The sequence below is a fragment of the Pseudomonas sp. FP2196 genome (assembly GCF_030687715.1).
GTDB lineage: Bacteria > Pseudomonadota > Gammaproteobacteria > Pseudomonadales > Pseudomonadaceae > Aquipseudomonas.
The window spans coordinates 2,639,209-2,664,850 of record NZ_CP117445.1 but is presented as its reverse complement, the minus strand read 5'-3'; the positions used below and the strand labels follow the sequence as shown (position 1 = coordinate 2,664,850).

Sequence of the window (25,642 nt, the reverse complement as noted above, 5' to 3'; positions counted from 1 at the left end):
TGATGTGCCAAGGAGTTAGAACAATGAGCGACAACGTCTTCACTGGTTGCATGCCGGCTCTGATGACCCCGTGCACCGCCCAGCGCAAACCGGACTTCGACGCATTGGTGGCCAAGGGTCGCGAGCTGATCGATATCGGCATGAGCGCGGTGGTGTATTGCGGCTCCATGGGCGACTGGCCGCTGCTCACCGAGGCCGAGCGCCAGGAAGGCGTGGCGCGGCTAGTCGCGGCGGGCATTCCAACCATCGTCGGCACCGGGGCGGTGAATAGCCGCGAAGCGGTGTCCCATGCCGCCCACGCCGCGACAGTCGGCGCGCAGGGTTTGATGGTAATTCCACGAGTGCTGTCCCGGGGGGCTTCGGCCGCCGCGCAGAAGGCTCACTTCGCCGCGATACTCAAAGCAGCTCCCGGGCTGCCGGCGGTTATCTACAACAGCCCATACTACGGCTTCGCCACACGCGCCGATCTGTTCTTCGACCTGCGTCGCGAGCACCCGAACCTGATCGGCTTCAAGGAATTCGGCGGCGGTGCCGACTTGCGCTACGCGGCGGAAAACATCACCTCCAAGGATGACGACGTGACCCTCATGGTCGGTGTCGACACCCAAGTGGTGCACGGCTTCGTCAACTGCAACGCCACCGGAGCCATTACCGGTATCGGCAACGCCCTGCCTCGCGAAGTGCTGCAACTGGTAGCGCTGAGCAAGCAAGCGGCCAAGGGTGACGCCAAAGCCCGACGTCAGGCGCTGGAGCTGGAATCGGCGCTGGCGGTGTTGTCGTCCTTCGACGAGGGCTGCGACCTGGTGCTGTATTACAAACACCTGATGGTGCTCAACGGTGACAAGGAATACTCCCTGCACTTCAACGAGACCGATGCGTTGAGTGACTCCCAGCGTCGTTATGCGCAGACCCAATACGCGCTGTTCCGTCACTGGTACGAGAACTGGTCGGCAGAGCAGAACTTCGCCTGATCTTGAAAGACTTTGAGCTAGCCCTCGTGTTGCTGCCAACGCTGGAGCGCAAGGCCGATCGCCTGCTCGACAGGCAAAGGGAAAACCGAAAACATGTCGAATAATCCCGTGCACGACATCGCCGTGGTCGGCGCCGGTATCATCGGCGTCGCTTGCGCCCTGCGTCTTGCGCGCCAAGGCTTGCGAGTGGTCGTCATCGATCAACAGGAGCCCGGCCACGGCGCCTCGTTCGGCAATGCCGGGCACTTGGCGACCGAACAGGTATTTCCGATTGCCGATGTGTCGATTCTCAAGCACTTGCCGGCGATGATGATGGACCCGATGGGGCCGCTGCGGCTGGACTGGAAATACCTGCCCCGCGCCCTGCCGTGGTTCACCCGACTATTGCTGAATCTGCGCTCGGGACCTTTGCGGAAAACGGTCGATGGATTGCGTGCGCTGAATGAAAGCAGCCTTGATGCGTGGCATCGTTTGCTCACTGATATCCAGCGCCCCGAACTGCTGAAAGTCGACGGTTCATTGCTGGTATTCGAACGCGCCGAATCGCGTCAGACCATCGAAACGCTGCAAGCCCGCCTGCGTCAGCAACAGGTACCCGTCGACTTCTGGCAGGCCGGTGCAGTACGGCAGGCCGCGCCGCAACTTAGCGAACAGATTCAGGGCGGTCTGTTCTTTCCGAGCACCGGGCATTTCGTCGATCCGTATCGCGTGGTTTGCGAATTGGTCGACGCGGCCAAGGCCTGCGGCGTGAGCTTTATGAAGCAACAGGTGCAAGGCGGGTATGTTCAGGAACACGGAGTTGCGCTGGTCACCGGATCGGGAGGTTTGACGGCCCGCCGCGTACTGATCGCCTGCGGTGCACACTCGGCAAAACTCACCGCCGCACTCACCGGCATCAAAGTCCCGTTGGACACCGAACGCGGCTATCACTTGATGCTCCCTCAGGAACACAACCGCCTGCCCTTCCCCATCACCTCGCTGGAGCGCAAGTTCATCATGACGCCAATGTCTGATGGCTTTCGGCTGGCAGGCACCGTTGAGTTCGCCGGGCTGGAACAGCCACCGAGCATGGAGCGTGCCTGGCAGTTGCACCGGTTGAGCAAGGGGTTGTTTCGCAAGGAGCTGAGTGCTGAGGCGGCGACACCGTGGATGGGCTTTCGGCCGTCGTTGCCGGATTCGCTGCCAGTGATTGATCAGGTGTGCGGGGGCAAGGTGCTGCTTGCTTTTGGGCATCAGCATTTGGGGCTGACACAGGCGGCGGTGACGGCGGAGATGGTTGTGGGGATGGTGTTGCCAGCCAGGGAAGGCCCAATGCTCGACTTGCCGAATATCGAGCCTTACGCGCTGTCTCGCTTCTGAAAAAAAGCCTGCTCTCAGCGCAGGCTTTCGATGGGGTCAGTCGGGATCAGGCGTCGTAAAACGCCTCAACCGCCACCCGACTCCCCACAAAGAAACTATCCGCCACCAACCGCAACGGCTGCAGGTCCAGATCACTGGCCTTGTCGTCAATCAATTGCTGGAAATGTCGATACACCGCCGCGTACTCGCCTTCCTCAGACACGGCTTGGCGCACGCCATCGATACTCAACACCGCCCCCCCGTTATCCAGGCGCAGCACGCCCTCGGCGCAGCGAATCTCGATGCTCCAGAGTTCGTCATGACCATGGTCAAAATCGAACTCGGCGCGCACATCGAGGTGGCGCGCGTCAGACATTTTGATCGACGCGGCAATCGGCGACTGGCAGTTGCTCGGCACGCGCAATTCGGCCGATTCGACGAACAACGGCAGCGCCAGCAAGTGGGTTGCGATCGACAAGGCATTGATGCCCGGATCGAAGACGCCGAGGCCGCCCGGTTGCCAGATCCAGGTCTGGCCGGGATGCCACTTGCGCACGTCTTCCTTCCAGTCGATCTGCACGCTTTGCAGGGTGCGAGTGGCAAGCCAGTCGCGGGCGGCTGCAATGCCCGGCGCATAGCGTGAATGCCAGGCGAACAACGCGCTGACGCCTTGCTGTTCAGCCAGAGTCACCAATGCCATCGCTTCACCCAACGTGGCGCAGGGCGGTTTTTCCACCAACACATGCTTGCCGGCTGCCAGTGCCTGTTGCACCAGAGCGAAGCGACCTTGCGGTGGCGTGCAGAACGCGATCGCATCAACCGGCGGACCGTTTTCGAGCAACTCGCTCAACGACTGAAAATTCTCTACACCGGCGCAGGGTTTGCCTTGCGTGGCGACAGATACCAACTGGAATCCGGGATTGGCGAGGATCGCCGGGACGTGTTGATCCTGCGCAATTTTGCCGTAGCCCACCAGGCCGAGACGGATCGGTTGCATCAATGACTCCGCTTTTGTTTTGTTTTAGTAAGTTGTTTTTAGTCAGCGAACCGGCAGATTACCTGCAAACCCCGGCGAAAGTCGCGTAGCTATTGGTCGTGTGCTCTTGTCGCCAGAATTTGACACGCGAAGCGTTGCTCGCCAGAGTCGCACCCTTTTTGCGGCCGCTGACGCCGCAGGCTATTGCTGAACAGGGGTTGCCGTTGAACGAACAGACATTGTCCACGCGGCTGGAGCGTGTGGCGGCGCATGTGCCTGCCGGCGCGCGACTGGCCGACATCGGCTCGGATCACGGCTATTTGCCGGTGGCACTGATGCGCCGAGGCCTGATTGAAAAAGCGGTGGCTGGCGAAGTGGCGTTGACGCCTTTCCAGTCGGCCGAACGTACCGTGCGCGAGAACGACCTGCACCACCGAATCACCGTGCGCCTGGCCAATGGTCTGGCAGCTATCAAACCGGAAGACGGGGTCACCGCCATCACTGTTTGCGGCATGGGCGGCGAGACCATTCGGGACATCCTCGAGTGCGGCAAAGCGCGTTTGAGCGGCCAGGAACGCCTGATCCTGCAACCCAACGGCGGCGAGCAGCCACTGCGCCAATGGCTGATGAATAACCGCTACCGCATCCTCAGCGAAGAAGTGCTGCGGGAGAACCGTTTCGACTACGAAATCATCGTTGCCGAGCGCGCAGCGTCAGTGACGTATACCGACCAGGAGCTGTACTTCGGCCCGTTGCAGATGAAGGCACGCAGCCCGGCGTTCCTGACCAAATGGCAACGCAAGCTTCGCCAGAAACAGAAGACGCTGACCCACTTCTCCCGGGCCCGGCAGGCGTTACCCGAGGCGAAAGTGCAAGAGGTCGCGCGACAGGCACAGTGGATTGAGCAGATGTTGGCCCCGGCCGCGCCGTAGCTCCGGGTGGTGCCGCAATCGGGGCCATCTCGCCGTTTACATTTGATACACCGCATCACAAATGATGTACCTCAAGCCCCATTTATCAATCTCCAGCAACTTCTTAAAGTTCTCTCCAACAGCAGCCCATCACTCCGACAGGCCTGCGACTGGAGATATCCAAATGCCTTTTATCAGCGTGCGCATCACCCGTGACGGTGTCACTCGGGAGCAGAAAGCCCAGGTGATCAAGGAAATCACGGAAACGATGGAACGGGTTCTGAATAAGGATCCGAAACTCACCCACATCGTGATCGAGGAAGTTGATACCGATAACTGGGGTTATGCCGGTATGACGACCACGGAGTACCGCAAACAGTTGTCGGACTCGCAGTCATGAGCCGCACCGTAAAAATCGACTTTGTCTCGGATGTCGTCTGCCCTTGGTGTGCACTGGGTGCTACTGCACTTGAACAAGCGATCGCGAACCTGGCGGGTGAGGTCGAGGTTGAACTCACTTACAAACCGTTCGAGCTGAATCCGGACATGCCGGCGGAAGGTGAAAACGCCATCGCCCACATGATCCGCAAGTACGGCCGCACGGCTCAGCAAGTGGCCGAACGCAACGCAATGATCATTGAACGCGGCGCGCAAATCGGTTTTCGCTTTGACCTGGAAAAACGCAGTCATTTTTACAACACGTTCGATGCCCATCGCTTGTTGCTTTGGGCATCGACACACGGGCTCCAACGCGAACTGAAGAAAGTGCTGTTACGGGCTTACTTCACGGACGGAAAGAATTCGAATGACCGTGAAACGCTGGTGACGCTGGCTGGCGAAGTTGGCCTTGATACCGAACGTGCGCAAGCCGTGCTGGCATCCGATGAGTTCAGTCGCGAAGTGCGCGAACTTGAAGCGTTTTACCAGCAGCGCGGCATCAACTCGGTTCCGGCGATGGTTCTGAATGATCGGCAACTCATGTCCGGATCGCAATCGGTCGCCGAATACGAGCAAGCGCTACGTCAGGCAGCGCAGGTCGCCGCTCACGTCTGACAGTTGAAAATTTGTTTACTCAATTAACTTCGATTCAATGAGGATTCATCATGAGCACGTCCAATAAAGTTGTAGTGATTACTGGCGCATCCCAAGGCATTGGCGCAGGTCTGGTAAAGGGTTTTCGTGATCGCGGCTATCAGGTGGTCGCCACTTCACGCTCCATCACACCGTCGACAGACCCGGATATTCTGACCGTTGCTGGCGACATCGCTGACCCTGAAACCGCCGAGCGTGTTATCCGCGAAGGCGTCGCACGCTTCGGTCGTATCGATACGCTGGTCAACAATGCTGGCATCTTCGTGGCGAAGCCGTTCACCGAGTACAGCAAAGCTGATTACGCTCAGGTCGTGGCCACCAACATGAGCGGCTTCTTCCACATCTCCCAACTGGCCATTGCCGAGATGGAGAAGCACAACAGCGGACACATCGTCAGCGTCACCACCAGTCTGGTCGATCATGCGATTGATGGCGTACCGTCGGTTCTGGCCTCGCTGACCAAGGGTGGCATCAACGCTGCGACCAAATCGCTGGCCATCGAGTATGCCAAGCGCGGAATTCGGGTAAACGCCGTATCGCCCGGCATCATCAAGACCCCGATGCATGGTGTTGAGACTCACGAAGCGCTGGGCAACCTGCACCCGGTTGGCCACATGGGCGAGATTGATGACATCGTTCAAGCGATCCTTTATCTGGACACCGCGAACTTCGTGACCGGCGAAATCCTTCACGTCGACGGGGGCCAGAGTGCAGGTCATTGATCCAGACGTTTTGTTTACGACATGAAAAAGCACCGCCGGCCTATACCGGCGGTGCCTTTTCCTGTGGTACACACCCGAATGAAATGTCCGTTGATTCTCGGTGTAATCGATTATGAAGCGCCACTTTGATGACTTGCAGTTGGGCAGTATCGAGCTCTTTTGCCTCGCCGCCGAGGCCGGTAGCTTCACGGCTGCCGCCCAACTGGCCGGGGTAACACCGGCAGCGGTGAGCCGGTCGATTCTGCGCATGGAGCAGAGGCTGGGTTCGCGCCTGTTTACCAGAACGACGCGCAGCATTCGGTTGACCGAGGCGGGAAGAAAGTTTTTCGAGCAATGCAGTCAGGCACTGACGCAATTGGTTGAAGCCCAGCAAGAAGTCATGGGCGCACAGACCACACCTTCTGGACGCTTGCGCATCAGTCTTCCGACCACTTACGGGCATCACCGCATTCTGCCGCTGCTGCCAAAATTTCGAGCGCTATACCCCGAAATTACCGTGGACATTCACCTGGGTAATCGCAATATCGACTTCGTCGCCGAAGGCTACGATCTGGCGATCCGCGTGCGGGCACAACCGGACTCCAGCATGATTGCGCGCCTGCTTGAAGACGCGAAACTGGTGGTGGTCGCCTCGCCCGACTATCTGCACAAGGCCGGCACGCCGCACACTCTGGAAGACCTCGATCAGCACGAGTGCATCCAGTTCGAGTTGCCCAGCAGCGGGCGGAAAATTTCTTGGCTGTTTCAGGAGGAAGGAAAGGATCGCGAGGTGTTCTCCGACGGAGGCTACTCCTGCTCTGACGATGTGCTCGGCGGCGTCACGCTGGCCAAACACGGTGCGGGGCTTTTCCAGACTTACAAATTCATTGTCGAACAGGAATTGGCCGACGGCCGTCTCGTCGAGGTGCTTCAGCCATTTGGCGGTCGCTCCAGGCCCTACACCCTGCTCTACCCGCACGGTCGCTATGTGCCGCAACACGTACGCGTCTTCGTCGATTTTCTTCTGCAACGTCGGGACGAACAGGCGCAACTTCAGTGACGGTTGGCCGATGGAGCCATACGCCCGTGGGGCCGATCGGATGTTGTCTGGTGGACAGCCTTGCCGGTAAATACCGCCAAAGTGCGTTACCGGCGAGGCAGCAATGTGGCGGGGGACTGCCCCCACCACCACTAAAGCTTACCTATAAGGTATAGGCAATCCCGACTTGCACCGTTCGTGGCGCCCCCGGGTAGGCGTAGATGTTGCCGAACGCCCCATCCTCGTAATCACGGTCAAAGAGGTTCTTCACGTCGAGATTGAGGCGCACCTTGTCATTGACCTTGTAGTAGCTGAGCAAGTCGACGACGGTGTAGCTGTCCATCGAGAAAGCGGTGTTGGCGGTTTGTCCGGCGCGCTCATCGACGTACTTGAGCCCTGTCCCCAGACCCAGCCCTTTGAAAGCGCCGTCCTGGAACTCATAAACGTTGAGCAGGCTGAAGCTGTTTTTCGGGATATTCACCAGTCGTGTGCCGGAGCGAATCACGTTGTCCTTGGTCACCTGCGCATCAACGTAGGCATAGCCACCGATCACCCGCCACTCGGGGCTCAGGTTGCCGGCGACGTTCAAATCAAGCCCACGGCTGCGCACTTCCCCCGCTGCCACACTGAACGTCGAGTCCACAGGATCGGTGGTCAGTACATTGCGCTTCTCGATCTGGTAGATCGCCGCATCGACGCTCAACTGCTGATCCAGTGCCTCCCACTTCAGCCCCATCTCATAGGACTTGCCTTTCTCCGGCTCAAAGCCACCGCCCTGTCGACTTGCGCCGGTGTTGGGTTTGAACGAGCGCGCGGTGTCTGCGTAGATCGCAAGGGTATCGGTCAGGTCATAAGTCACGCCGATTCGCGGGGTCACCGCGTTATCACTGGCCTGCCAGTTTTTACCGCCAGGGACGTAAGTTTCGTAGTCGTGTTCGAAGCGTTCGAAACGCGCACCGGCCAGCACTTTGAGGCGTTCGGTCACAGCTACCTGGTCCTGCAAGAAGGCAGCGTAGGTCTTGAGATTTTCTTTGTCGTGGGTCGGTGTCCGGGTCAGCGCCGGACGAGGCTGGCCGTACACCGGATTGAAGATGTCGATCGGGTACGCACCGACACCACCACTGGAGCGTTGAATGATCGATTTGTAGTCGTAGTCTTCATATTCGATGCCGGTCAGCAAAGTGTGCTGCAAGCCGCCGGTGGTGAAATGGCCGGTCAGATTGAGCTGGGTGTCCTTGTCTGTCCACTCCAGCTTGCGGTAGTTGAAGTTGCGTCCAAGGGTTCGACCATCATCTGCAATTCCGTTGGCCTCAATCGCATTGCCCTCCAGCGTGCCATCAAGCCACTGGAAGCCACCGCCCAGCGTCCAGTCGTCATTCAGGATGTGTTCGAAACGCAGTTGCGCCATGTTGTTGTCGTTGTGCAACTTGCCGGCGTCTTTCTCTCCAAAGAACGTGTCCCGCGATGCGGTGCCGATCTGTTTGGCGTAGCGCGTGACACCACGATCCAGAGGATGATTGTTGCGCATGAAATCGCCTTCGAAAATCACCCGCGTCGCATCGGTTGCCTGCCAGGTCAGAACCGGCGTCACACCATAGCGTTCGGTTTCAACGTGATCACGAAACGTATCGCCCCCTTCGCCCACCACGTTCAGTCGATAGGCCAGACGCCCCTCTTCATCCAGCGGGCCGGAAGCGTCCAGCGTGCCGCGTTGCATGCCTTGATCGTTCAACTGGCTACCCAATGTCACCGTGGGCTCGGCTAGCGGCTGCTTGGAAACGACATTGAACGTACCGCCAGGATCGCCCCGGCCATACAACATGGTCGCCGGCCCGCGAAGAACCTCCAGACGCTCGATGGTGTTGGCATCCGGCATGTTCGGGTAGCCACGATTGATCGGAAAACCATTGCGATAGAACTCTCCGGTGGTAAAACCGCGCACCGTAAACGTGGTCAGGCCCTGCCCACCAAAATTGTTCGCCCGCCCTACGCCGCCGGCGTAGTCCAGCGCATCCTGTAGACGCGTTGCGCCGATGTCCTCGACGGCATCCTTCGATACAACGCTGATCGATTGCGGTATTTCATGAATCGATGTGTCGGTGCGGGTGGCACTGGCAGAACGCGTCGCGCGATAACCCTGTACCGGGCCGTCCGCCCGTTCGTAATCCGCCTTACCCACTATGTCGGTTGCGTCCAGCTCAAGCGCTGAGGCGCCCGAACCTTCTTGCTCGGCCCATGAAGAAGGGGACAACGCCTGCAGCACACAAATGGAAAGCAGAGTTCGACGCATGAGGAAAACCTTACGAATAGGCCAGAACAAAAGGCAAAGCTGCCAGTGAAACGCCGCGCATGGTATACCAGCAACTCCGCAATTGAAACTTATTCCCATTCGCTTATGCGTCTACCTCCACGGCCATCAAATGGCGTCAAATAGCCTGTTTCAAACGGCCAACAATCGCTTTGTAGTCGCCATCGACGTGTTCAGGGATTGCCCCGTGCGTTGCAATTTGTTCAACAGGCTGGCACCCAGCCACAGCTGATAAAGGGTTTCCGCCAAGTGCCGGGCGTCTCCCGCAGGCAGGCTTTTTTCAGCCTGGCCTTGCTCGATGCATTGGGTAATGCGAGCCACCACTCGTTCGGCACCATCTCGCAACGTGAGGCGCATGGATTCGGACAAGTCGGCCACTTCGGCACTCAGCTTGACCACCAGACACTCGTCGCCATGCCCTTCGAGGGTGCAGCGGTTCTGCCAGCCCTGCCAGTAATCCATCAGCCGCTCATAGGCGTTCAGCCCTGGCAGAGTCAGGCGCTGCTCCATGTCGGCGAGGTAACAGACAAAGTAATCCTCAAGCAAAGCCTGTCCGTAGAGCTCCTTGGATTTGAAGTAGTGATAGAACGAGCCTTTGGGCACACCGGCGGTTTGCAGGATCTCGTTCAGGCCGACACTGGTGAAGCCCTTCTCGGCCATCATCCGGTGACCCGTGTCGAGCAAGTGTTGGCGAGTATCGTCGTAGGTCGCTTTCATGGGGCGCTGAATACCAAACAATAGACCAGTCGTATATTTCGAAGAAATGCGAGTTTGCCACACCCGAGGTCTAAAAACCCACAAGCAAAAAAATTACTAGACGACTGGTCTAATTGGAATCTATGCTGTGTCCCGACAAACATCACCGGGTGTCCACTGTGCGAATCCGTCGCGCTTCGATAACACCTGATCAACGTAAAGGTGCTTTATGAAAATCCTGATGGTTCTGACTTCCCACGATCAACTCGGCAACACCGGCAAGAAAACCGGTTTCTGGCTCGAAGAATTCGCCGCGCCCTACTACGCCTTCAAGGATGCCGGTGCACAGATCACCGTGGTTTCGCCAGCCGGCGGCCAGCCACCGCTCGATCCGAAAAGCGACGAGCCAGGTGCGCAAACAGCCGAGACCGAACGCTTTCGCAATGACCCGGCGACGCAACAGGTACTGGCCAACACCGGGCGTCTGGCTGATGTCAGCGCGGATGATTTCGATGCCGTGTTCTATCCAGGTGGCCACGGCCCGCTGTGGGATCTGGCTGAAGACAAGCAATCGATCGCGTTGATCGAAGCCTTCGACCGCGCCAACAAGCCTCACGGTTTTGTCTGCCATGCGCCGGGTGTGCTGCGTCACGTCCTGAATGCCGACGGCAAACCGCTGATTCAAAACCGCGAAGTGACGGGTTTCACCAACGCCGAAGAGGCAGCGGTCGGTTTGACCGATGTGGTGCCGTTCCTCATCGAAGACGAGTTTCAGCGTCTCGGTGGGCGCTACTCCAAAGTCGCCGACTGGCAGGTGTATGTGGTGGCTGACGGGCAACTGGTCACCGGACAGAATCCGGCCAGCTCCGCCGCTGTTGCCGAGAAACTGCTGAAAATGCTCGGCTGAGTCTTTTACAACTGCAGACACCGTGTGCGTGTTGCACGGTGTTTTTTTTTCGCCCACAAACTAGTCGACTGGTCTAATAAACGACCGGATTGCAGACATTTATCAAGGTCACCTCCATGAACAACAGCAGCTTCTTCAAGCCCACCAAACTGGGCGTTCACACCCTGAAAAACCGCATCGTCCTGCCACCTCTCACCCGCCAGCGCAGCACGCAACCGGGCAACATCGCCAACGAGCTGATGGCCGAGTATTACCAGCAGCGTGCCGGCGCCGGTTTGCTCGTCACCGAAGGCACACAGATCGAACCGCGCGGCCAGGGTTACGCCTGGACACCGGGCATTCACACACCTGAGCAAATCGCCGGATGGCGCAAAGTCACCGAGGCCGTGCATGCCGTCGATGGCGTGATCTTCGCCCAGCTCTGGCATGTGGGCCGCGTGTCCCATACCGCGCTGCAACCTGACGGTGCGGCGCCGGTTTCGGCATCCGCCGTGGCCACAGATCGGGTCAGCGTGTTCATTGAAACCGCGCCCGGCGCGGGTGAGTTGGTATCGCCGTCCGCTCCTCGCGCGTTGACCACCGATGAAGTGCAGGAACTGGTTCAGCTCTATGTTCAGGCCGCGCGCAACGCGATGGAGGCCGGATTCGACGGCATCGAACTGCACTGCGCCAACGGCTATCTGGTCAACCAGTTCATCTCCGCCCACAGCAATCTGCGCACTGATCAGTACGGTGGTTCGTTGCACAACCGCCTGCGTTTTCTGCGCGAAGTGGTAGCCGGTGTCGCCGAGTGCATCGGCAAGGAGAAAGTCGGCGTACGTTTCGCGCCGCTGTTCAGCACCACCGATGAAGCGCGGACTTACCTGGGCCTGGTCGAGGAAGATCCGCACACCACTTACATCGACGCGATCAAAGTGCTGGAAGAGGTGGGCATTGCTTATCTGTCCATCGCCGAAGCCGATTGGGACAATGCGCCAGCGATGCCGCAGTCTTTTCGCCAAGCGGTGCGCGACACCTTCAGCGGCGCGATCATTTACGCCGGACGCTACAACGCGCAATCCGGTGCGCAGTTGCTCGACTCTGGCCTGGCAGACTTTGTCGCCTTCGGCCGCCCGTTCATGGCCAACCCGGACCTGCCCGCGCGGATCGCCAATGACTGGCCGTTGAACGCGCTGAACCCGGCCACGGTGTATGGCGGCAATGCCGAAGGGTATGTGGATTACCCGGCCTACCTCGCCTGACGCAAAGAACCCGAAACAGTGCTCCCGCCCTCGCGGGAGCGCTGCTTTACGCCGCCCAATCCGCTCCCGGTTCTGTGGGGCGCCTTGATGTAACGACTTCCTATCTTCACAAAAAGAATCGCGCTCCATTGTCAGCTCGATTTTTTCGGCCTATCTTTATAAAAAACCTATACAAGGCATGCCGCAATGTACAACTTAGAGCCGTGGCCGCTGACGCTTTACTTTGACGGTGAATGCCCGCTCTGTGCGCGAGAGATCAAGCTGTTACGCCAACACGCCGTCGAAACACGCCTGTGCTTCATTGACCTTAGCCATGAGGACTTCGATCCAGCCGCACTGGGGTTCACGCTTAAGCAAATGCAATCCTCACTGCATGCACGATTCGACGATGGACGCTGGGTAAAAGGCCTCGACGCCACGCTATGGAGCTGGCGAGCCGCAGGGCTTGGCGTCTGGGTCGCCCCCCTGAGCTGGCGTTTGACCCGGCCTTTGTTTGCCATTGCTTATCGCTTGTTCTGCCACCTGCGTCCTCACTTGGCCTGGCTGCCTCACCCGGACGGCAGCCGTCGTTGTCACGACAGCCACAGCAGTTGCCGCACTCCTATCCTGTCGCAACGCCGCGAGAAATCCGAATGACTGAATCATTAGCCAACCATTACCGTGAAATTCTTCTCGGCGTCGGTGAAAACCCCGACCGCGAAGGACTGCGGGACACGCCCAAGCGTGCAGCCAAAGCCATGCAGTTCCTCTGCGACGGCTACACGATGAACCTGGAAGGCATCATCAATGGCGCTTTGTTCGATTCACAGAACGATGAAATGGTCATCGTTCGCGACATCGAGCTTTATTCACTGTGCGAACACCACATGCTGCCCTTCATCGGCAAGGCTCATGTGGCCTACATCCCCACTGGCCGGGTGTTGGGACTGTCGAAAGTGGCCCGAGTGGTCGACATGTTCGCGCGCCGCTTGCAGATCCAGGAAAACCTGACCAGGCAGATCGCCGACGCGATCCAGCAAATCACCGATGCCGCCGGTGTGGCCGTGGTCATTGAAGCCAGGCACATGTGCATGATGATGCGCGGTGTGGAAAAGCAGAATTCGGTCATGACGTCATCGGTCATGCTCGGTGCCTTTCGAGAGTCCTCTAGCACGCGTCAGGAGTTCCTCCAATTGATCAGCCGATGAAAGTGATTTCGTTGGCGGTTTGTCGAGTCAAAGACGCCGATAAACCTGTACAAGCATAGATACCTGTACAAGCACATTTTTGGCATGTCCTCCACCTTGACCTGTGTATTCAGGGAGTAAAAACAATGACCCGTTTTTTGGTTTTACTGGCTCTGGTACTCAGCCTGTCGAGCTGTGGCAGCGTCGAGGTCGGGCACTATGCCGACCAGCAACCGGCCTTCAACCTGGAGAAGTTTTTCAGCAAACCCGTCAAAGCCTGGGGGATGTTTCAAAAACGCTCTGGCGAAGTCGTCAAGCGCTTCGAGGTCAACATCGAGAGTCGCCGCGAGGGAAATAACCTGATTCTCGACGAGCGCTTCCTCTACAACGATGGCACTCGCGAGCGCCGCGTCTGGACCCTGACCCCGGAAGGTGCGGGCAAATGGCGCGGCCGCGCCGGCGATGTGGTCGGTGAGGCAAAGGGTGAAGTCGCCGGCAACGCGCTGCGTTGGCGCTACATCCTGAGCCTGCCGGTCGATGGCTCCGTTTATGAAGTGAGCATGGACGACTGGATGTATTTGATGGACGAAGACACCTTGATCAATCGCACCACCATGTCCAAGTTCGGTGTCGAGCTCGGCCAGGTGACATTGTTCTTCCGTCGCCAGAGTGCGGGAGACAATCAATGACCACCCCGCTCACGATGACTTCACTGGGTGACGGCTACCGCGCCCTGGTAATCGGCGCCAGTGGCGCACTCGGCGCTGCGTTCTGTGAGTGGCTGAAGCAGGACTCCCGTTGTGCAGGTGTTCGTGAACTGGGGCGTAAAACGGATCCCGTGCTGGATCTGGAACGGCCAGAGACAATCGCCAGCGCCGCCGCCGAACTGGCGACAGAAGCGCCGTATCAGTTGATCGTGCACGCCGCCGGCCTGCTCCATCGCGACGCGATCAAACCGGAAAAAAGCTACAGCGCGCTGGAAGACGCTGCGCTCCAGGCAGTGTTTCAAGTAAACACGCTGGGGCCGGCGATGGTCTTGCGCCACTTCCTGCCACTGCTCGATCCCCAAGGCGCGATGGCGATGCTCTCGGCCAAGGTCGGCAGCATCGACGATAACCGTTTGGGTGGCTGGTACGCCTATCGCGCCTCCAAGGCTGCGCTGAACATGCTGATCAAAACGGCGGCCATCGAACTGGCCCGCACTCGCCCTCACAGTCGCTTGCTGAGCCTGCATCCCGGCACGGTCGTTTCGGCGCTGTCGCAACCTTTTCGCGGTGCATCGGCGGCCCGACCGGCCAGCGTTGCCAGCCACGAACTATTGACCCTGATCGATCGGCTGACGCCGTCAGACAGCGGCCATTTCTTTGCCTACGACGGAGAACGCCTACCCTGGTAGGCAAGGAGTGATTGATGAATCTGCAAACCCTCACCGAACGCGCCGCCAATAGCGAAATACGTGAACTGGAACTGCTGTCGCTCGAAGGTGGTTTTTATCTGGCGCGCATCCGCATGGATAGCGGCCAGTTCACCTTGCTCGACGATGCCGCAAAGCCGCTGCACCTGCGGTCGATCAGCCATCTGCGGGACTTGCTGCAAACCGTTCCGGCGTTTCCCTGTGTGTTGGTGCAGCAATGTGTCCACGACGAAATGTGCGGCCGGGACGCAGGCCCGGTCGAGGAGCTTCGGCTGCCTTTTTCGCTGACACCACCTTGATGAACCGGACGCTGCGGGACTGCACCCAATGAGCAAGGTCAATCGCTTGTGCCTGATCCTCGGTGATCAGCTTTCGTTTGACCTGGCCTCATTGCAGGGGCTCGATCCCAAACGCGATACCGTACTGATGGTCGAGGTGCTGGAAGAAGCCAGCCATGTGCCTCATCACCCGCAAAAAATCGCGCTGATCTTCAGCGCCATGCGTCATTTCGCCAAGGCGTTGCAAACCAGAGGCGTGCGTGTGGAGTACGTCACTCTTGATGACCCGCTCAATAGCGGATCAGTGCCACGCGAATTAAGTCGCTGGCAGACACGCCTGCAACTGGAAGAACTGCACGTCACTGAATGCGGCGACTGGCGTCTGGAGCAGTCTCTGAAGGACTGTCAGCTAGCCATTCATTGGCATGCCGATACGCGTTTTCTGTGCAGTCGCACCGAATTCAGTACGTGGGCGGCGGGTAAAAAACAGCTGCGAATGGAGTATTTCTACCGCGAGATGCGCCGCAAGAGCGGCCTATTGATCAATGGCGACGGCACGCCGGTGGGCGGCGCCTGGAACTTTGACGCCGACAACCGCAAAGCCCTGCCCAAAGGGGTGAAAGCCCCCTACCCGACTGGTTTCTCCAACGACGCCATCACCCTCGAAGTCCTCGCACTGGTCAAGGAACGCTTCAGCCACCACTACGGTTCCCTGGATGATTTCAACTATCCCGTGACCCATGCCGACGCCCAATCGCTGTGGAATTACTTCCTCGATTATGGCCTGGCCGGGTTCGGCGATTACCAGGACGCCATGGCCAGCGATGAACCCTTTCTGTTCCATGCGCGGATCAGCGCGGCGCTCAATATCGGTCTGCTGGATTTACGTCAGCTGTGCAGCGACGTTGATTCGGCTTACTGGTCAGGCCGCATCGCCTTGAATGCCGCCGAGGGATTCATTCGTCAACTGATCGGCTGGCGCGAATACGTGCGCGGTGTTTACTGGCTGAAGATGCCTGACTATGCCCTGGGCAATTCATTCGGTAACCAACGACCCTTACCGGAGTTCTACTGGACGGGCGAAACGAAAATGAACTGCATGCGCCAGGCAATCGGTCAAAGCCTGAAACACGCTTATGCTCACCATATCCAGCGGCTGATGGTCACGGGGAATTTTGCGCTGCTCGCCGGCATCGCGCCGAGCCAGATCTGCGAGTGGTACCTGGCCATTTATATGGATGCGTTTGATTGGGTCGAACTGCCCAATACCCTGGGCATGGTCATGCACGCTGACGGCGGCTATCTCGGCTCCAAGCCTTACTGCGCCAGCGGTCAATACATCAATCGAATGTCTGACTACTGCCGCGGCTGTGCCTACAAGGTCAGCGAAAACACCGCAGACAACGCCTGCCCTTTCAATGCGTTGTACTGGCATTTTCTGATGCGCCATGGCGATCTTTTACGCGGCAACCAGCGCATGGGCATGATGTACAAAAACCTCGACCGCATGCCTGAGACCAAGCAGCAGGCGCTTTGGCAGCGAGGTCAGAAGCTGCTCGACGCACTGGACAACGGCGAGTCGTTATAAAACTTCCTCTTCTGTGCGGGTGCAACTTAACCATCAGCCGGCGTGTCAATGTGAGGATTCCCGGCGTACGTTTGATCGCGCTGAATGCACTCAAACAAAAATCAAAAAGGCTCGAGCGGTGGAAAATCCGAAGCATCTTACTCGCAAGGCGCTTGAGGCAGAGGTGATGCGTCTGCGCCTGGCTCTGCAGAGCAGCGCAGCAGCAACACCGAATATGGCCGCGCAGCTTGCAGCGAGCCGAGCCGCGCTCGCCAGCAGTGAGGCACGCTTCAGTACCATTCTGGAAACCATCGAAGCCGCGTTCGCTATCGTCAAAGTCAAATTCGACGCTGACGACTACCCCGTGGATTACTACTTCGTCGAGGCCAACCCGGCGTTTGAACGTCAGTGCGGCGTCAACCTGCGGGGCAAATGGGTCACAGAGTTCGCCCCTAACCTTGAGAAGTTCTGGTTCGAGACCTACGGCCACGTGGCCAAGACCGGAGAGCCGGCGAACTTCGAGAATTACGCCAATACATTCGAGCGCTGGTTCGATGTGCGCGCGGTGCGTGTCGGCGATCCAGCCGATCGCCAAATCGCGATCTTCTTCAGCGACGTCACCGCACGCCGAGACGCCGAAGAGCGGCTGCGCATCAGCGAGGCGGTCGCGCGGGAGAACATCGAGCGCGTGCAACTGGCCCTCGCGGCCGGCGCCATTATCGGCACGTGGCACTGGGACATGCCTAGCGATCGTTTTTCGGTGGATGAGTCCTTCGCCAAGGTTTTTGACCTTGACCCAGCACTGGGCCGCGACGGCCTGAGCCTGGAACAAGTCGTCATGACCGTACACCCCGATGACAGGGAGGGACTCACCGGTGCGATCAATGAAGCGATTGCCCGCGGCGGCGCCTATTCCCATCAGTACCGGGTCCGTCGTGCGGATGGAAAATACAATTGGATCGAAGCGAACGGACGCGTCGAATGCGCCGACGACGGTACCCCGTTACGCTTTCCCGGTGTGCTGATCGATGTTGAGGATCGACGCAATGTCGAGGCGGAGCGCGATCGCGCCAACGCCGCGTTACGCGCGCTCAACGACACACTCGAGCAACGTGTGTCGGCACGCACAGCCGATCTCATGCAAGCCGAAGAGAAACTGCGCCAGTCACAAAAAATGGAAGCGGTTGGCCAACTGACCGGCGGCCTCGCCCATGACTTCAACAACCTGCTCGCAGGCATCTCGGCCGCCCTGGAACTGATGCAGAAGCGCATTGCTCAAGGCCGTTTCAAGGATGTCGACAAGTACATGGTCACCGCCCAGGGCGCGACCAAACGTGCAGCGGCCCTGACCCATCGCCTACTGGCCTTTTCCAGGCGACAGACCCTCGATCCACGACCGACTGACGTTAACAGCCTGATCGTCGGGATGACCGAGCTGATCCAGCGCACGGTCGGCCCGAGCATTCGTTTGAATACCGTGGCTGCACCCGGTCTCTGGCCCGCGCTCGTGGACGCCAGTCAGCTGGAAAACGCCCTGCTGAATCTGTGCATCAACGCCCGCGATGCGATGCCCGATGGCGGACGCATCACGGTTGAAACCGCTAATCGATCAATTGAGTCCGAATCGGCCCGCGCCCTGGATATGCCCGCAGGTGAGTACCTTTGTCTCTGCGTCACGGACACCGGCACTGGCATGAGTGCTGAAATCGTCGCGAAAGCCTTCGACCCGTTTTTCACCACCAAGCCGCTCGGCCAGGGCACCGGACTGGGGCTGTCGATGATCTACGGGTTCACCAAACAATCCGGCGGTCAGGTGCGGGTGCATTCGCAAGTCGGTCAAGGCACAGAGATGTGCATCTACCTCCCAAGGTATCGCGGCCATGCCCTACAACAGCAGGATCTTATGGACAGCACTACAACGCCGCTGGCCAAAACAGGTGAAACCATCCTGATTGTGGACGACGAACCGACGGTGCGGATGTTGCTCAAAGACGTGCTCAGCGAACTCGGCTACACCCTGCTGGAAGCGGCCGACAGTATCGAAGGACTCGAAGCGTTACGCTCCAGCGCCCACATCGACTTGCTCATAACCGATGTCGGATTGCCCGGCGGCATGAACGGGCGGCAAATGGCCGATGCGGGCAAGCAGATCAGGCCGAGATTAAAAACCTTGTTCATCACCGGCTATGCCGAAAACGCCGTGATCGGCAGCGGTCAACTCGGGCCTGGAATGCAAGTGCTGACCAAGCCGTTTGCCGTCGACACCCTTGTTTCCCGCGTGAGCAACTTGATGTCCGCCAATCTGGAATGAGGCTGCCGTGAGCAATCATCTCGATCGGCGCAATAACCTGTCGCTGGACAGCCTCAATTTTTTCCTCGCGGATGTGCGCGACGGCCTCGGCCCCTATCTGGCGATTTACCTGTTGGCGGTGCATCACTGGGACCCGGCCAGCATCGGCCTGGTAATGACGATTGCCGGGGTCGCCGCGCTCATTACCCAAACGCCCGCCGGCGCGCTGGTCGACAGCACCCGAGCCAAACGCGCATTGATAGCAATCGCAGCGTTGCTGGTGACGGGTAGCTGCCTGTTACTGCCTTTCGTGACTTCATTCAGCCTGGTGGCCCTGACCCAAGCCTTGAGCGCGGTGGCGGCTTCGATCTTCGCCCCGGCCATTTCCGCGATCACCCTGGGCATGACGGGGCCACGGGCGTTCACGCGACGAACCGGGCGCAATGAAACCTTCAACCATGCCGGCAATGCCTGTGCCGCACTGCTTGCAGGATTGTTCGCTTATCTGTTCGGCCCGGTCGCGGTGTTCTATTTGATGGCCGCCATGGCGCTGGCCAGCGTCATCGCCATCAACTTCGTGTCGGCACAAGCCATCGACCATGAACTGGCACGCGGCCTCGAACCTGCGAATGCAGGACATGGCCAGCCTTCCGGGTTTTCCGTGCTGCTCACCAACAAAACGCTGCTGCTGTTTGCCGTGTGCTGTGCGCTGTTTCACCTGGCAAACGCGGCGATGCTGCCGCTGGTGAGTCAGAAACTCGCGCAAACCAATTTACAGATGGCCACGCCGCTGACCTCTGCCTGCATCGTTGCGGCGCAACTGGTCATGGTTCCGGCGGCTTTACTGGTCGGTGCCAAAGCCGACGTGTGGGGACGCAAGCCGCTGTTGCTGGCAGGCTTTGTGATCCTGCCGATACGCGGCGTGCTCTACACGTTGTCCGACGATACGTATTGGCTGGTCGCGGTGCAAATGCTCGATGGCGTTGGCGCGGGTCTGTTCGGCGCGTTGTTCCCTGTAATGGTCAAAGACCTCACCCACGGCACCGGCCATTTCAACATTAGCCTCGGCGCACTGACCACCGTGTTCGGCCTGGGCGCGGCGCTAAGCAATGGCCTCGCCGGGTTTGTAGTGCAAGGGGCTGGCTACAGCGCCGCGTTTCTGACATTGGCCGCGATTGCGGCGCTGGCGGTAATCCTGCTTTGGGTGGGCGTTCCGGAAACGTTGCGTGAAAGGGAGCGTCACTCACAAAACCCTGTAGAAGCTGTCGAGTAAAACGAGGCTGCGATCTGTTGATCTTTATAAAACCAAGATCAACAGATCGCAGCGTATTGCAGCGCCTACCGGGATCTACATCGGCTTATTTTTGCTGAGCCGTCAGCGCCGAGTAACTGTTCATCAGGTTGCGATAGTTCGGAATCCGCTGCGACAACAAGTTACCCAACCCTTCAATGTCGTTGCGCCAGTCGCGGTGCAGCTCACACGCCACCGAGAACCAGTTCATCATCTGTGCGCCGGCCTGGGTCATGCGGTTCCACGCCGCCTGTTGCACGGTGGTGTTGAAGGTGCCGGAGGCATCGGTCACCACGAACACATCAAACCCTTCCGCCAGCGCCGACAGGGTCGGGAACGCTACGCAGACATCCGTGACTACACCGGCAATGATGATCTGCTTGCGGCCGGTGGCCTTGATTGCCTTGACGAAGTCTTCGTTGTCCCAGGCGTTGATCTGACCTGGGCGAGCGATATACGGCGCATCGGGGAACATCTCTTTCAGTTCCGGTACCAGCGGGCCGTTGGGGCCTTGTTCGAAACTGGTGGTGAGGATGGTCGGCAGTTCGAAAAACTTGGCCAGATCGGCCAGCGCCAGCACATTGTTCTTGAACTCGTTCGGCGAGAAGTCCTGCACCAGAGAAATCAGACCGGTCTGGTGGTCGACCAGCAGCACTACGGCGTCGTCTTTGTTGAGGCGGTTGTAGGTTGGAGTGTTCATCTGTGCGTCCCTTTTTAATTGTGGAAGTTCGTTTGCGTTCAAGATGGGCACAGATTACGGGGACGCCAGAGCGGGATAAATCGGCTGAAAAGCGTTTCTCCGTCAACTCAGAAGGGACAATCAACTGATACTGAATCTTGTTCCGACACACAACCCGACCTTCCTGGCGATCCTTGTCATACTGTTGCCATGCATTACGTTGAATCGAAACCAAGGAGATGTTCATGCTCGGACGCCACCCGCCAGAGTGGAACACTGACAAGCTCACCTCCCCCGCAGCCCTGAAAGCCGTGAGGGCGGGATCGACTTTTCGACTCACGGTCAGTTTCATGCTGGTGGTGGTCGTTGCCTTTCTGGCAGTCGAGAGCTGGCGGACATGGCGCGACTATCGCGCCGTCTTCGCCTCCGCGCGTGACTCAGTCACCAACCTGACCCGCGCGACGGCTCAACATGCCGAAGACACCATTCGGCAAATGGATGTGCTGACGGCGGCCCTCAGCGAGCGGATCGAAGGCGATGGTCTGCAAAACCTCGATGTGCCGCGCATTCACAAACTGCTGGTGCAGCAATCGAAAATCATGCCGCAGTTGCACGGCTTGTTTATCTATGGGCCTGACGGACAGTGGATCGTGACTGACAAAGAGGTCACGCCCGAGACTGCAAATAACGCCGACCGCGATTATTTCCAGTACCACCGCACCCATGACGATCGGCAAGTGCGCATCGGCGAGGTGGTCGAAAGCCGCTCCACCCACGACCTGATCATTCCCATCTCGCGCCGCCTGAATAATCCCGATGGCTCTTTCGCCGGTGTGCTGTTGGGCACGATCAAAGTGAGCTATTTCGTCGACTACTACGGCGACTTCAGGATCGACGACAAAGGCGCGCTGGTGCTGGCCAAACGTGACGGCACAATCCTCGTGCGCCGCCCGTTCATTGCGTCAGTGATCGGCAAGAGCCTGGCCAACAGCGAGATATTCAAGACCTACCTGCCCAACTCCAATGTGGGTATCGCGCAAGTGCGCGCCGTCATCGACGACACCGAACGTCTGTATGGCTATCGCGCCCTCAGCACTTATCCGCTGGTGGTGGAGGCCGGGCTTTCCCAGGAATCGATCATCGACCCATGGCGCCAGGACTTGCTGAAAAACGGCTTCGTGCTGGTGTTTCTGATCCTGGTGCTGACTTGTTTCGGCCTCATCGTACTGAGCCAGCTGCGCCAGCGCATGGCGATGGAGCGGACAATCCGCCACGCCCACCAGACCATGCGCGACATGGCGCTGACCGACAGCCTCACCGGACTTGGCAACCGGCGCCGACTGGACAATGCGCTGGCCGATGAAATTCGTCTGGCCCGGCGCCAAGGCTCGGCACTCTCACTGATCATGCTCGATGTCGACAACTTCAAACGCTACAACGACCAATACGGACATGCCGCCGGCGACGATTGCCTGAGCGCGGTCGGGCAAGCGATCCAGCAAGCGGTCAAGCGACCGGGTGACCTGGCCGTGCGCTACGGCGGCGAGGAGTTCACCGTGCTGTTACCCAATACCGATAGCGATGGAGCGATTCAGGTGACCGAAGATATTCTGCAAACCATACGCTCGCTCCGAAAGGAACACGCCGGGCACCCTTTGGGCTATGTCACGGCCAGTGCCGGTATCACTACGTATCATCCGGTCGATGACACGGTCACGCCTGCCACCTTGCTGAAATCGGCGGACACCTGCCTGTACCAGGCCAAGCAACAGGGCAGAAACCGTTGGTGCTCAACGGCTCCGGTTATGAGCTAATAACGCCTTCATTAAACCGTCGCTCAAACGTTGTACTAGGATAAGAACCAATTTCTGCAATTTTCGTCGCTCAAGGACATCGTCGACAAAGCCACAGCAGTGTTAGCCCCCGCAAACTCATGGATGATGTAAATGAATTCATACCTGTTCCCTCACATCGGCAAAGTCATCGCCAGTACCGGCAGCCGTCATTTCCCGCGCATGCTGCATGACCTGATCCTCACTCAACTGGCAGTCGATGCCACGCACATCCGCCAGATGCGTGTTGAACCGGTGGGCCGCACCGCGACCCGCAGTGAACCGGAACCAATGAAAGAGCCGGCGCTGCTGGCCGAAACGGTATTTTCCAACCACAGTGTCGCGGCGGTCGACGACTTGCCTGATCCGCAATCATCGACTGCCGCCGAGGCTTCGCAACTGCACCTGACCCGGCGCAAGGACGGTTACCGCTACGTGATTTCGGTGTACCGCAACGGCCAGTCGCAACGCTTCTCCGCGCAGGAACGCAGCCTGTTGCAGGACATCTCCCCGGTTCTGTTGCCGATGGTGGAAAAGCACATCGATGCACTCCAGCCAGCCAACCCCGGCGCAGAAAACCCGGGCGAAGCTGCCGAGGGCACAGGACTGGAAACCCTGCGGGCGCGCTTCACTGAACGCTTGCAGCAATTGGGGTTGAGTCTGTCCAATCGTGAAACCGAAGTGTGCATCGGCCTGCTTGCAGGACGTACTGCGCCGGAGCTGGCCGAGCAGTTGCAGTTGAAGGTCAACACGGTAGAGAGCTATCTCAAGCGTGCGGCGATCAAGTTGGGGATCAGCGGGCGGCATTCGTTGATGCGCTGGATGTATTCGCCGCAGGAAGCTGCGGCCTCCAGCGCAGCCTGACCACACCTCAATCCTCCCTGTAGGAGCTGCCGCAGGCTGCGATCTTTTGATCTTGTTTTTACAAGCCAAAGTCAAAAGATCGCAGCCTTCGGCAACTCCTGCAGGGGATCGCTGAGTACCATCAGTCGCGGGCCAACGCCTCGATCGGATCCAGCCGCGAAGCATTACGCGCCGGCACGAATCCAAACACGATGCCGATCAGCGTCGAGCACACCACCGCGGTCAGTACCGAAGCCAGCGAGAACACCATCTCCCATTCTTTGATAAACACTGAAAACAAGTGGCCGATGGCGTAGGACAGCGAAATCCCGATCGCCCCGCCCAACAGGCAGACCATCACCGCCTCCACCAGAAACTGCTGACGAATATCCGATTGCCGGGCGCCGACCGCCATGCGAATCCCGATTTCGCGGGTTCGTTCGGTCACTGACACCAGCATGATGTTCATGACCCCGATACCGCCGACCACGAGCGAAATCACCGCAATCAACGACAGCAGCAATGCCAGCGAGCGACTGGTTTTCTGCACGGTCTGCATGATGCTGTCGAGGTTATTGGTGAAGAAATCCTTGGTGCCGTGGCGTTGCAGCATCAGTTTGTTGACGTGTTCATCCACCACGTTGCTGGGTTGCCCATCCTTGAGCCGCACGCTGATGCTGTCCAGGTAGCGCTGGCCCAACAGGCGCCCGGCAGCCGTTTCGTACGGCACCCAGACGTTGAGCGACTTGCTCGCAGCGAACAGGTTTTTGTTCTCGGCGGCCACACCGATCACCGTACAAGGCAAGTTGCCGATCAGAATCACTTGCCCCAACGGGTCGACCTGTTCGCCGAACAGCCGAACCCGGGTTTTGTGATCGATCACCACCACCTGCGCCTGGCGCCGGGCATCACTTTCGCTGAACGGGATGCCGGCCTCCATCTTGATTCCGCGTACCTGGAAGTACAGGTCGCCGACACCATTGACCTGCGCATCCAGATCGATATTGCGATAACGCAGCAGCAGGTTTCGGCCGACCACCGGCGTGGCGCTGTCGACGTAATACAGCTGATTGAGGGCGGCAACGTCAGCGGGCACCAGGGTTTCGATGGCCGTCGAACGGCTGTCGCCAAAACTGGTGCCGGAATAGATATCGATGGTGTTACTGCCGATCGCCTGAATGTCCTTCAACACGTAACGTTTGGCACCCTCGCCGATTGCCGAGATCGACACCACCGACGTAATGCCGATAACGATGCCTAGCATGGTCAGCAAGGTGCGCATGCGGTGCGAAATCAGCGCGACCCAGGCCATGCTGAAGGCTTCCTTGAACAAACCGAGGCTGGCCACCAGGCGTCGTGCGGCGGAGGATTTGGCTGGCACCGCTTCGTCGCCTGACAACGGCGTCGTGTCGCGCTCGTTGCGTCGGTCGCTGAGGATCTCACCGTCACTGACCTCGATGATGCGTTCGGCGTTGGCCGCGACTTTCGGGTCGTGGGTCACCAGGATCACCGTATGCCCGGCAGCATGCAATTCCAGCAGAATGCGCATGACCTCTTTGCCGCTGGTGGTATCGAGAGCCCCCGTTGGCTCATCGGCAAGGATCACATCACCGCCGTTCATCAACGCCCGAGCGATACTCACCCGCTGCTGCTGCCCGCCGGACAGCTGACTCGGTCGATGGCTCAGGTGCCCTTGCAGACCCAGTCGCGCCAACAATTCCCGCGCGCGCGCATGGCGTTGCGGCTCAGGGACGCCCGCGTAGATCGCGGGCATCTCGACGTTATGCATGGCACTCAGGTGCGGCAGCAGGTGATAGCGCTGGAAGATGAAGCCGAAGTAGTCGCGACGCAATGCCGCCAAGGCCTCGTTATCGAGGTCACGGGTTTCCTGGCCGTTGATCCTGTAGCTGCCGGCGGTGGCGTAATCGAGGCAGCCAAGGATGTTCATCAACGTCGATTTACCGGAGCCGGAGGCGCCAATGATTGCGACCATTTCTCCGGCATGGATCGTCAGGTTGATGTCCTTCAGTGCGAGGAATTCACGGTCACCGGCGGTGAAGCTGCGGGTGATGCCGTTCAGTTGCAGCAGGGGTTCGCTCATC

The 25,642-nt window shown here is 58.9% G+C and carries 24 protein-coding genes; 19 read left to right on the top strand and 5 right to left on the bottom strand.

What is annotated here, in order from left to right; all coding sequences use genetic code 11:
• The first annotated feature begins 23 nt into the window (after positions 1–23).
• Together PSH79_RS11985 and PSH79_RS11980 are read left to right on the top strand one after the other, a co-directional pair.
• Positions 24–971, top strand: a complete 948-nt coding sequence (locus tag PSH79_RS11985; RefSeq protein ID WP_305443129.1) for a dihydrodipicolinate synthase family protein — start codon at positions 24–26, stop codon at positions 969–971.
• Positions 972–1,064: 93 nt separating this feature from the next.
• Positions 1,065–2,330: an FAD-binding oxidoreductase gene (locus PSH79_RS11980; RefSeq protein WP_305443128.1), complete on the top strand. Its 1,266-nt coding sequence runs from the start codon at positions 1,065–1,067 to the stop codon at positions 2,328–2,330.
• 46 nt (positions 2,331–2,376) lie between these two features.
• On the opposite strand, the gene PSH79_RS11975 is transcribed toward PSH79_RS11980, so the two are convergent.
• The gene (locus PSH79_RS11975; protein WP_305443126.1) at positions 2,377–3,306 is read right to left on the bottom strand and encodes a Gfo/Idh/MocA family protein; all 930 of its coding nucleotides are present in this window, start codon (positions 3,304–3,306) and stop codon (positions 2,377–2,379) included.
• Positions 3,307–3,509: 203 nt separating this feature from the next.
• On the opposite strand from PSH79_RS11975, the gene PSH79_RS11970 reads away from it, so the two are divergent.
• The 5 genes from PSH79_RS11970 to PSH79_RS11950 all read left to right on the top strand — a co-directional run bounded on the left by PSH79_RS11970 (position 3,510) and on the right by PSH79_RS11950 (position 7,049).
• Positions 3,510–4,217, top strand: coding sequence for a tRNA (adenine(22)-N(1))-methyltransferase TrmK (locus PSH79_RS11970; RefSeq protein WP_305443124.1), 708 nt, complete (start codon positions 3,510–3,512; stop codon positions 4,215–4,217).
• 163 nt (positions 4,218–4,380) lie between these two features.
• On the top strand, positions 4,381–4,596 hold the full coding sequence (locus PSH79_RS11965; protein WP_305443122.1) for a 4-oxalocrotonate tautomerase family protein: 216 nt from the start codon (positions 4,381–4,383) through the stop codon (positions 4,594–4,596).
• Positions 4,593–5,249, top strand: coding sequence for a DsbA family oxidoreductase (locus PSH79_RS11960; protein WP_305443120.1), 657 nt, complete (start codon positions 4,593–4,595; stop codon positions 5,247–5,249). Before PSH79_RS11965 ends, PSH79_RS11960 begins: the two co-directional genes overlap by 4 nt.
• A gap of 50 nt (positions 5,250–5,299) precedes the next feature.
• Positions 5,300–6,010: an SDR family NAD(P)-dependent oxidoreductase gene (locus PSH79_RS11955; protein ID WP_305443118.1), complete on the top strand. Its 711-nt coding sequence runs from the start codon at positions 5,300–5,302 to the stop codon at positions 6,008–6,010.
• A 112-nt stretch (positions 6,011–6,122) separates the two neighbouring features.
• The gene (locus PSH79_RS11950; protein ID WP_305443116.1) at positions 6,123–7,049 is read left to right on the top strand and encodes a LysR family transcriptional regulator; all 927 of its coding nucleotides are present in this window, start codon (positions 6,123–6,125) and stop codon (positions 7,047–7,049) included.
• A gap of 142 nt (positions 7,050–7,191) precedes the next feature.
• Here the strand turns inward: PSH79_RS11950 and PSH79_RS11945 are convergent, their stop codons facing one another.
• Together PSH79_RS11945 and PSH79_RS11940 are read right to left on the bottom strand one after the other, a co-directional pair.
• Positions 7,192–9,318 carry a TonB-dependent siderophore receptor gene (locus PSH79_RS11945; protein WP_305443113.1) on the bottom strand — a complete coding sequence of 709 codons (2,127 nt, stop codon included), beginning with the start codon at positions 9,316–9,318 and terminating at the stop codon, positions 7,192–7,194.
• A 150-nt stretch (positions 9,319–9,468) separates the two neighbouring features.
• The gene (locus PSH79_RS11940; protein WP_305443110.1) at positions 9,469–10,053 is read right to left on the bottom strand and encodes a TetR/AcrR family transcriptional regulator; all 585 of its coding nucleotides are present in this window, start codon (positions 10,051–10,053) and stop codon (positions 9,469–9,471) included.
• Between the two features lie 208 nt (positions 10,054–10,261).
• On the opposite strand from PSH79_RS11940, the gene PSH79_RS11935 reads away from it, so the two are divergent.
• The 10 genes from PSH79_RS11935 (at position 10,262) to PSH79_RS11890 (ending at position 20,168) form a co-directional block, all read left to right on the top strand.
• Positions 10,262–10,939, top strand: coding sequence for a type 1 glutamine amidotransferase domain-containing protein (locus PSH79_RS11935; RefSeq protein WP_305443108.1), 678 nt, complete (start codon positions 10,262–10,264; stop codon positions 10,937–10,939).
• A gap of 116 nt (positions 10,940–11,055) precedes the next feature.
• Positions 11,056–12,180 (top strand): alkene reductase, encoded by a 1,125-nt coding sequence (locus PSH79_RS11930; RefSeq protein WP_305443106.1) that lies wholly within the window; start codon positions 11,056–11,058, stop codon positions 12,178–12,180.
• A gap of 186 nt (positions 12,181–12,366) precedes the next feature.
• Positions 12,367–12,816: a thiol-disulfide oxidoreductase DCC family protein gene (locus PSH79_RS11925; RefSeq protein ID WP_305443104.1), complete on the top strand. Its 450-nt coding sequence runs from the start codon at positions 12,367–12,369 to the stop codon at positions 12,814–12,816.
• Positions 12,813–13,367 (top strand): GTP cyclohydrolase I FolE, encoded by a 555-nt coding sequence (folE, locus tag PSH79_RS11920; RefSeq protein ID WP_305443101.1) that lies wholly within the window; start codon positions 12,813–12,815, stop codon positions 13,365–13,367. Before PSH79_RS11925 ends, folE begins: the two co-directional genes overlap by 4 nt.
• 125 nt (positions 13,368–13,492) lie before the next feature.
• On the top strand, positions 13,493–14,035 hold the full coding sequence (locus PSH79_RS11915) for a DUF3833 domain-containing protein (protein WP_305443099.1): 543 nt from the start codon (positions 13,493–13,495) through the stop codon (positions 14,033–14,035).
• A complete protein-coding gene (locus tag PSH79_RS11910) occupies positions 14,032–14,742 on the top strand; it encodes an SDR family NAD(P)-dependent oxidoreductase (protein ID WP_305443096.1) in 711 nt (236 codons plus the stop codon). Before PSH79_RS11915 ends, PSH79_RS11910 begins: the two co-directional genes overlap by 4 nt.
• 14 nt (positions 14,743–14,756) lie before the next feature.
• Positions 14,757–15,059 carry a DUF6482 family protein gene (locus PSH79_RS11905; RefSeq protein WP_305443093.1) on the top strand — a complete coding sequence of 101 codons (303 nt, stop codon included), beginning with the start codon at positions 14,757–14,759 and terminating at the stop codon, positions 15,057–15,059.
• 28 nt (positions 15,060–15,087) lie between these two features.
• Positions 15,088–16,626, top strand: coding sequence for a cryptochrome/photolyase family protein (locus PSH79_RS11900; RefSeq protein WP_305443091.1), 1,539 nt, complete (start codon positions 15,088–15,090; stop codon positions 16,624–16,626).
• A gap of 166 nt (positions 16,627–16,792) precedes the next feature.
• Positions 16,793–18,916, top strand: a complete 2,124-nt coding sequence (locus PSH79_RS11895; protein ID WP_370872627.1) for an ATP-binding protein — start codon at positions 16,793–16,795, stop codon at positions 18,914–18,916.
• A 7-nt stretch (positions 18,917–18,923) separates the two neighbouring features.
• Positions 18,924–20,168: an MFS transporter gene (locus PSH79_RS11890; protein ID WP_305443085.1), complete on the top strand. Its 1,245-nt coding sequence runs from the start codon at positions 18,924–18,926 to the stop codon at positions 20,166–20,168.
• An 85-nt stretch (positions 20,169–20,253) separates the two neighbouring features.
• On the opposite strand, the gene ycaC is transcribed toward PSH79_RS11890, so the two are convergent.
• The gene (gene ycaC / locus PSH79_RS11885; RefSeq protein ID WP_305443083.1) at positions 20,254–20,886 is read right to left on the bottom strand and encodes an isochorismate family cysteine hydrolase YcaC; all 633 of its coding nucleotides are present in this window, start codon (positions 20,884–20,886) and stop codon (positions 20,254–20,256) included.
• Between the two features lie 224 nt (positions 20,887–21,110).
• On the opposite strand from ycaC, the gene PSH79_RS11880 reads away from it, so the two are divergent.
• Together PSH79_RS11880 and PSH79_RS11875 are read left to right on the top strand one after the other, a co-directional pair.
• Entirely contained in the window at positions 21,111–22,679 is a 1,569-nt protein-coding gene (locus PSH79_RS11880; RefSeq protein WP_305443080.1) for a sensor domain-containing diguanylate cyclase, read from the top strand.
• Positions 22,680–22,811: 132 nt separating this feature from the next.
• Positions 22,812–23,561: a helix-turn-helix transcriptional regulator gene (locus tag PSH79_RS11875; protein WP_305443077.1), complete on the top strand. Its 750-nt coding sequence runs from the start codon at positions 22,812–22,814 to the stop codon at positions 23,559–23,561.
• 121 nt (positions 23,562–23,682) lie between these two features.
• On the opposite strand, the gene PSH79_RS11870 is transcribed toward PSH79_RS11875, so the two are convergent.
• A complete protein-coding gene (locus tag PSH79_RS11870) occupies positions 23,683–25,641 on the bottom strand; it encodes a MacB family efflux pump subunit (protein ID WP_305443074.1) in 1,959 nt (652 codons plus the stop codon).
• Position 25,642: the final 1 nt, after the last annotated feature.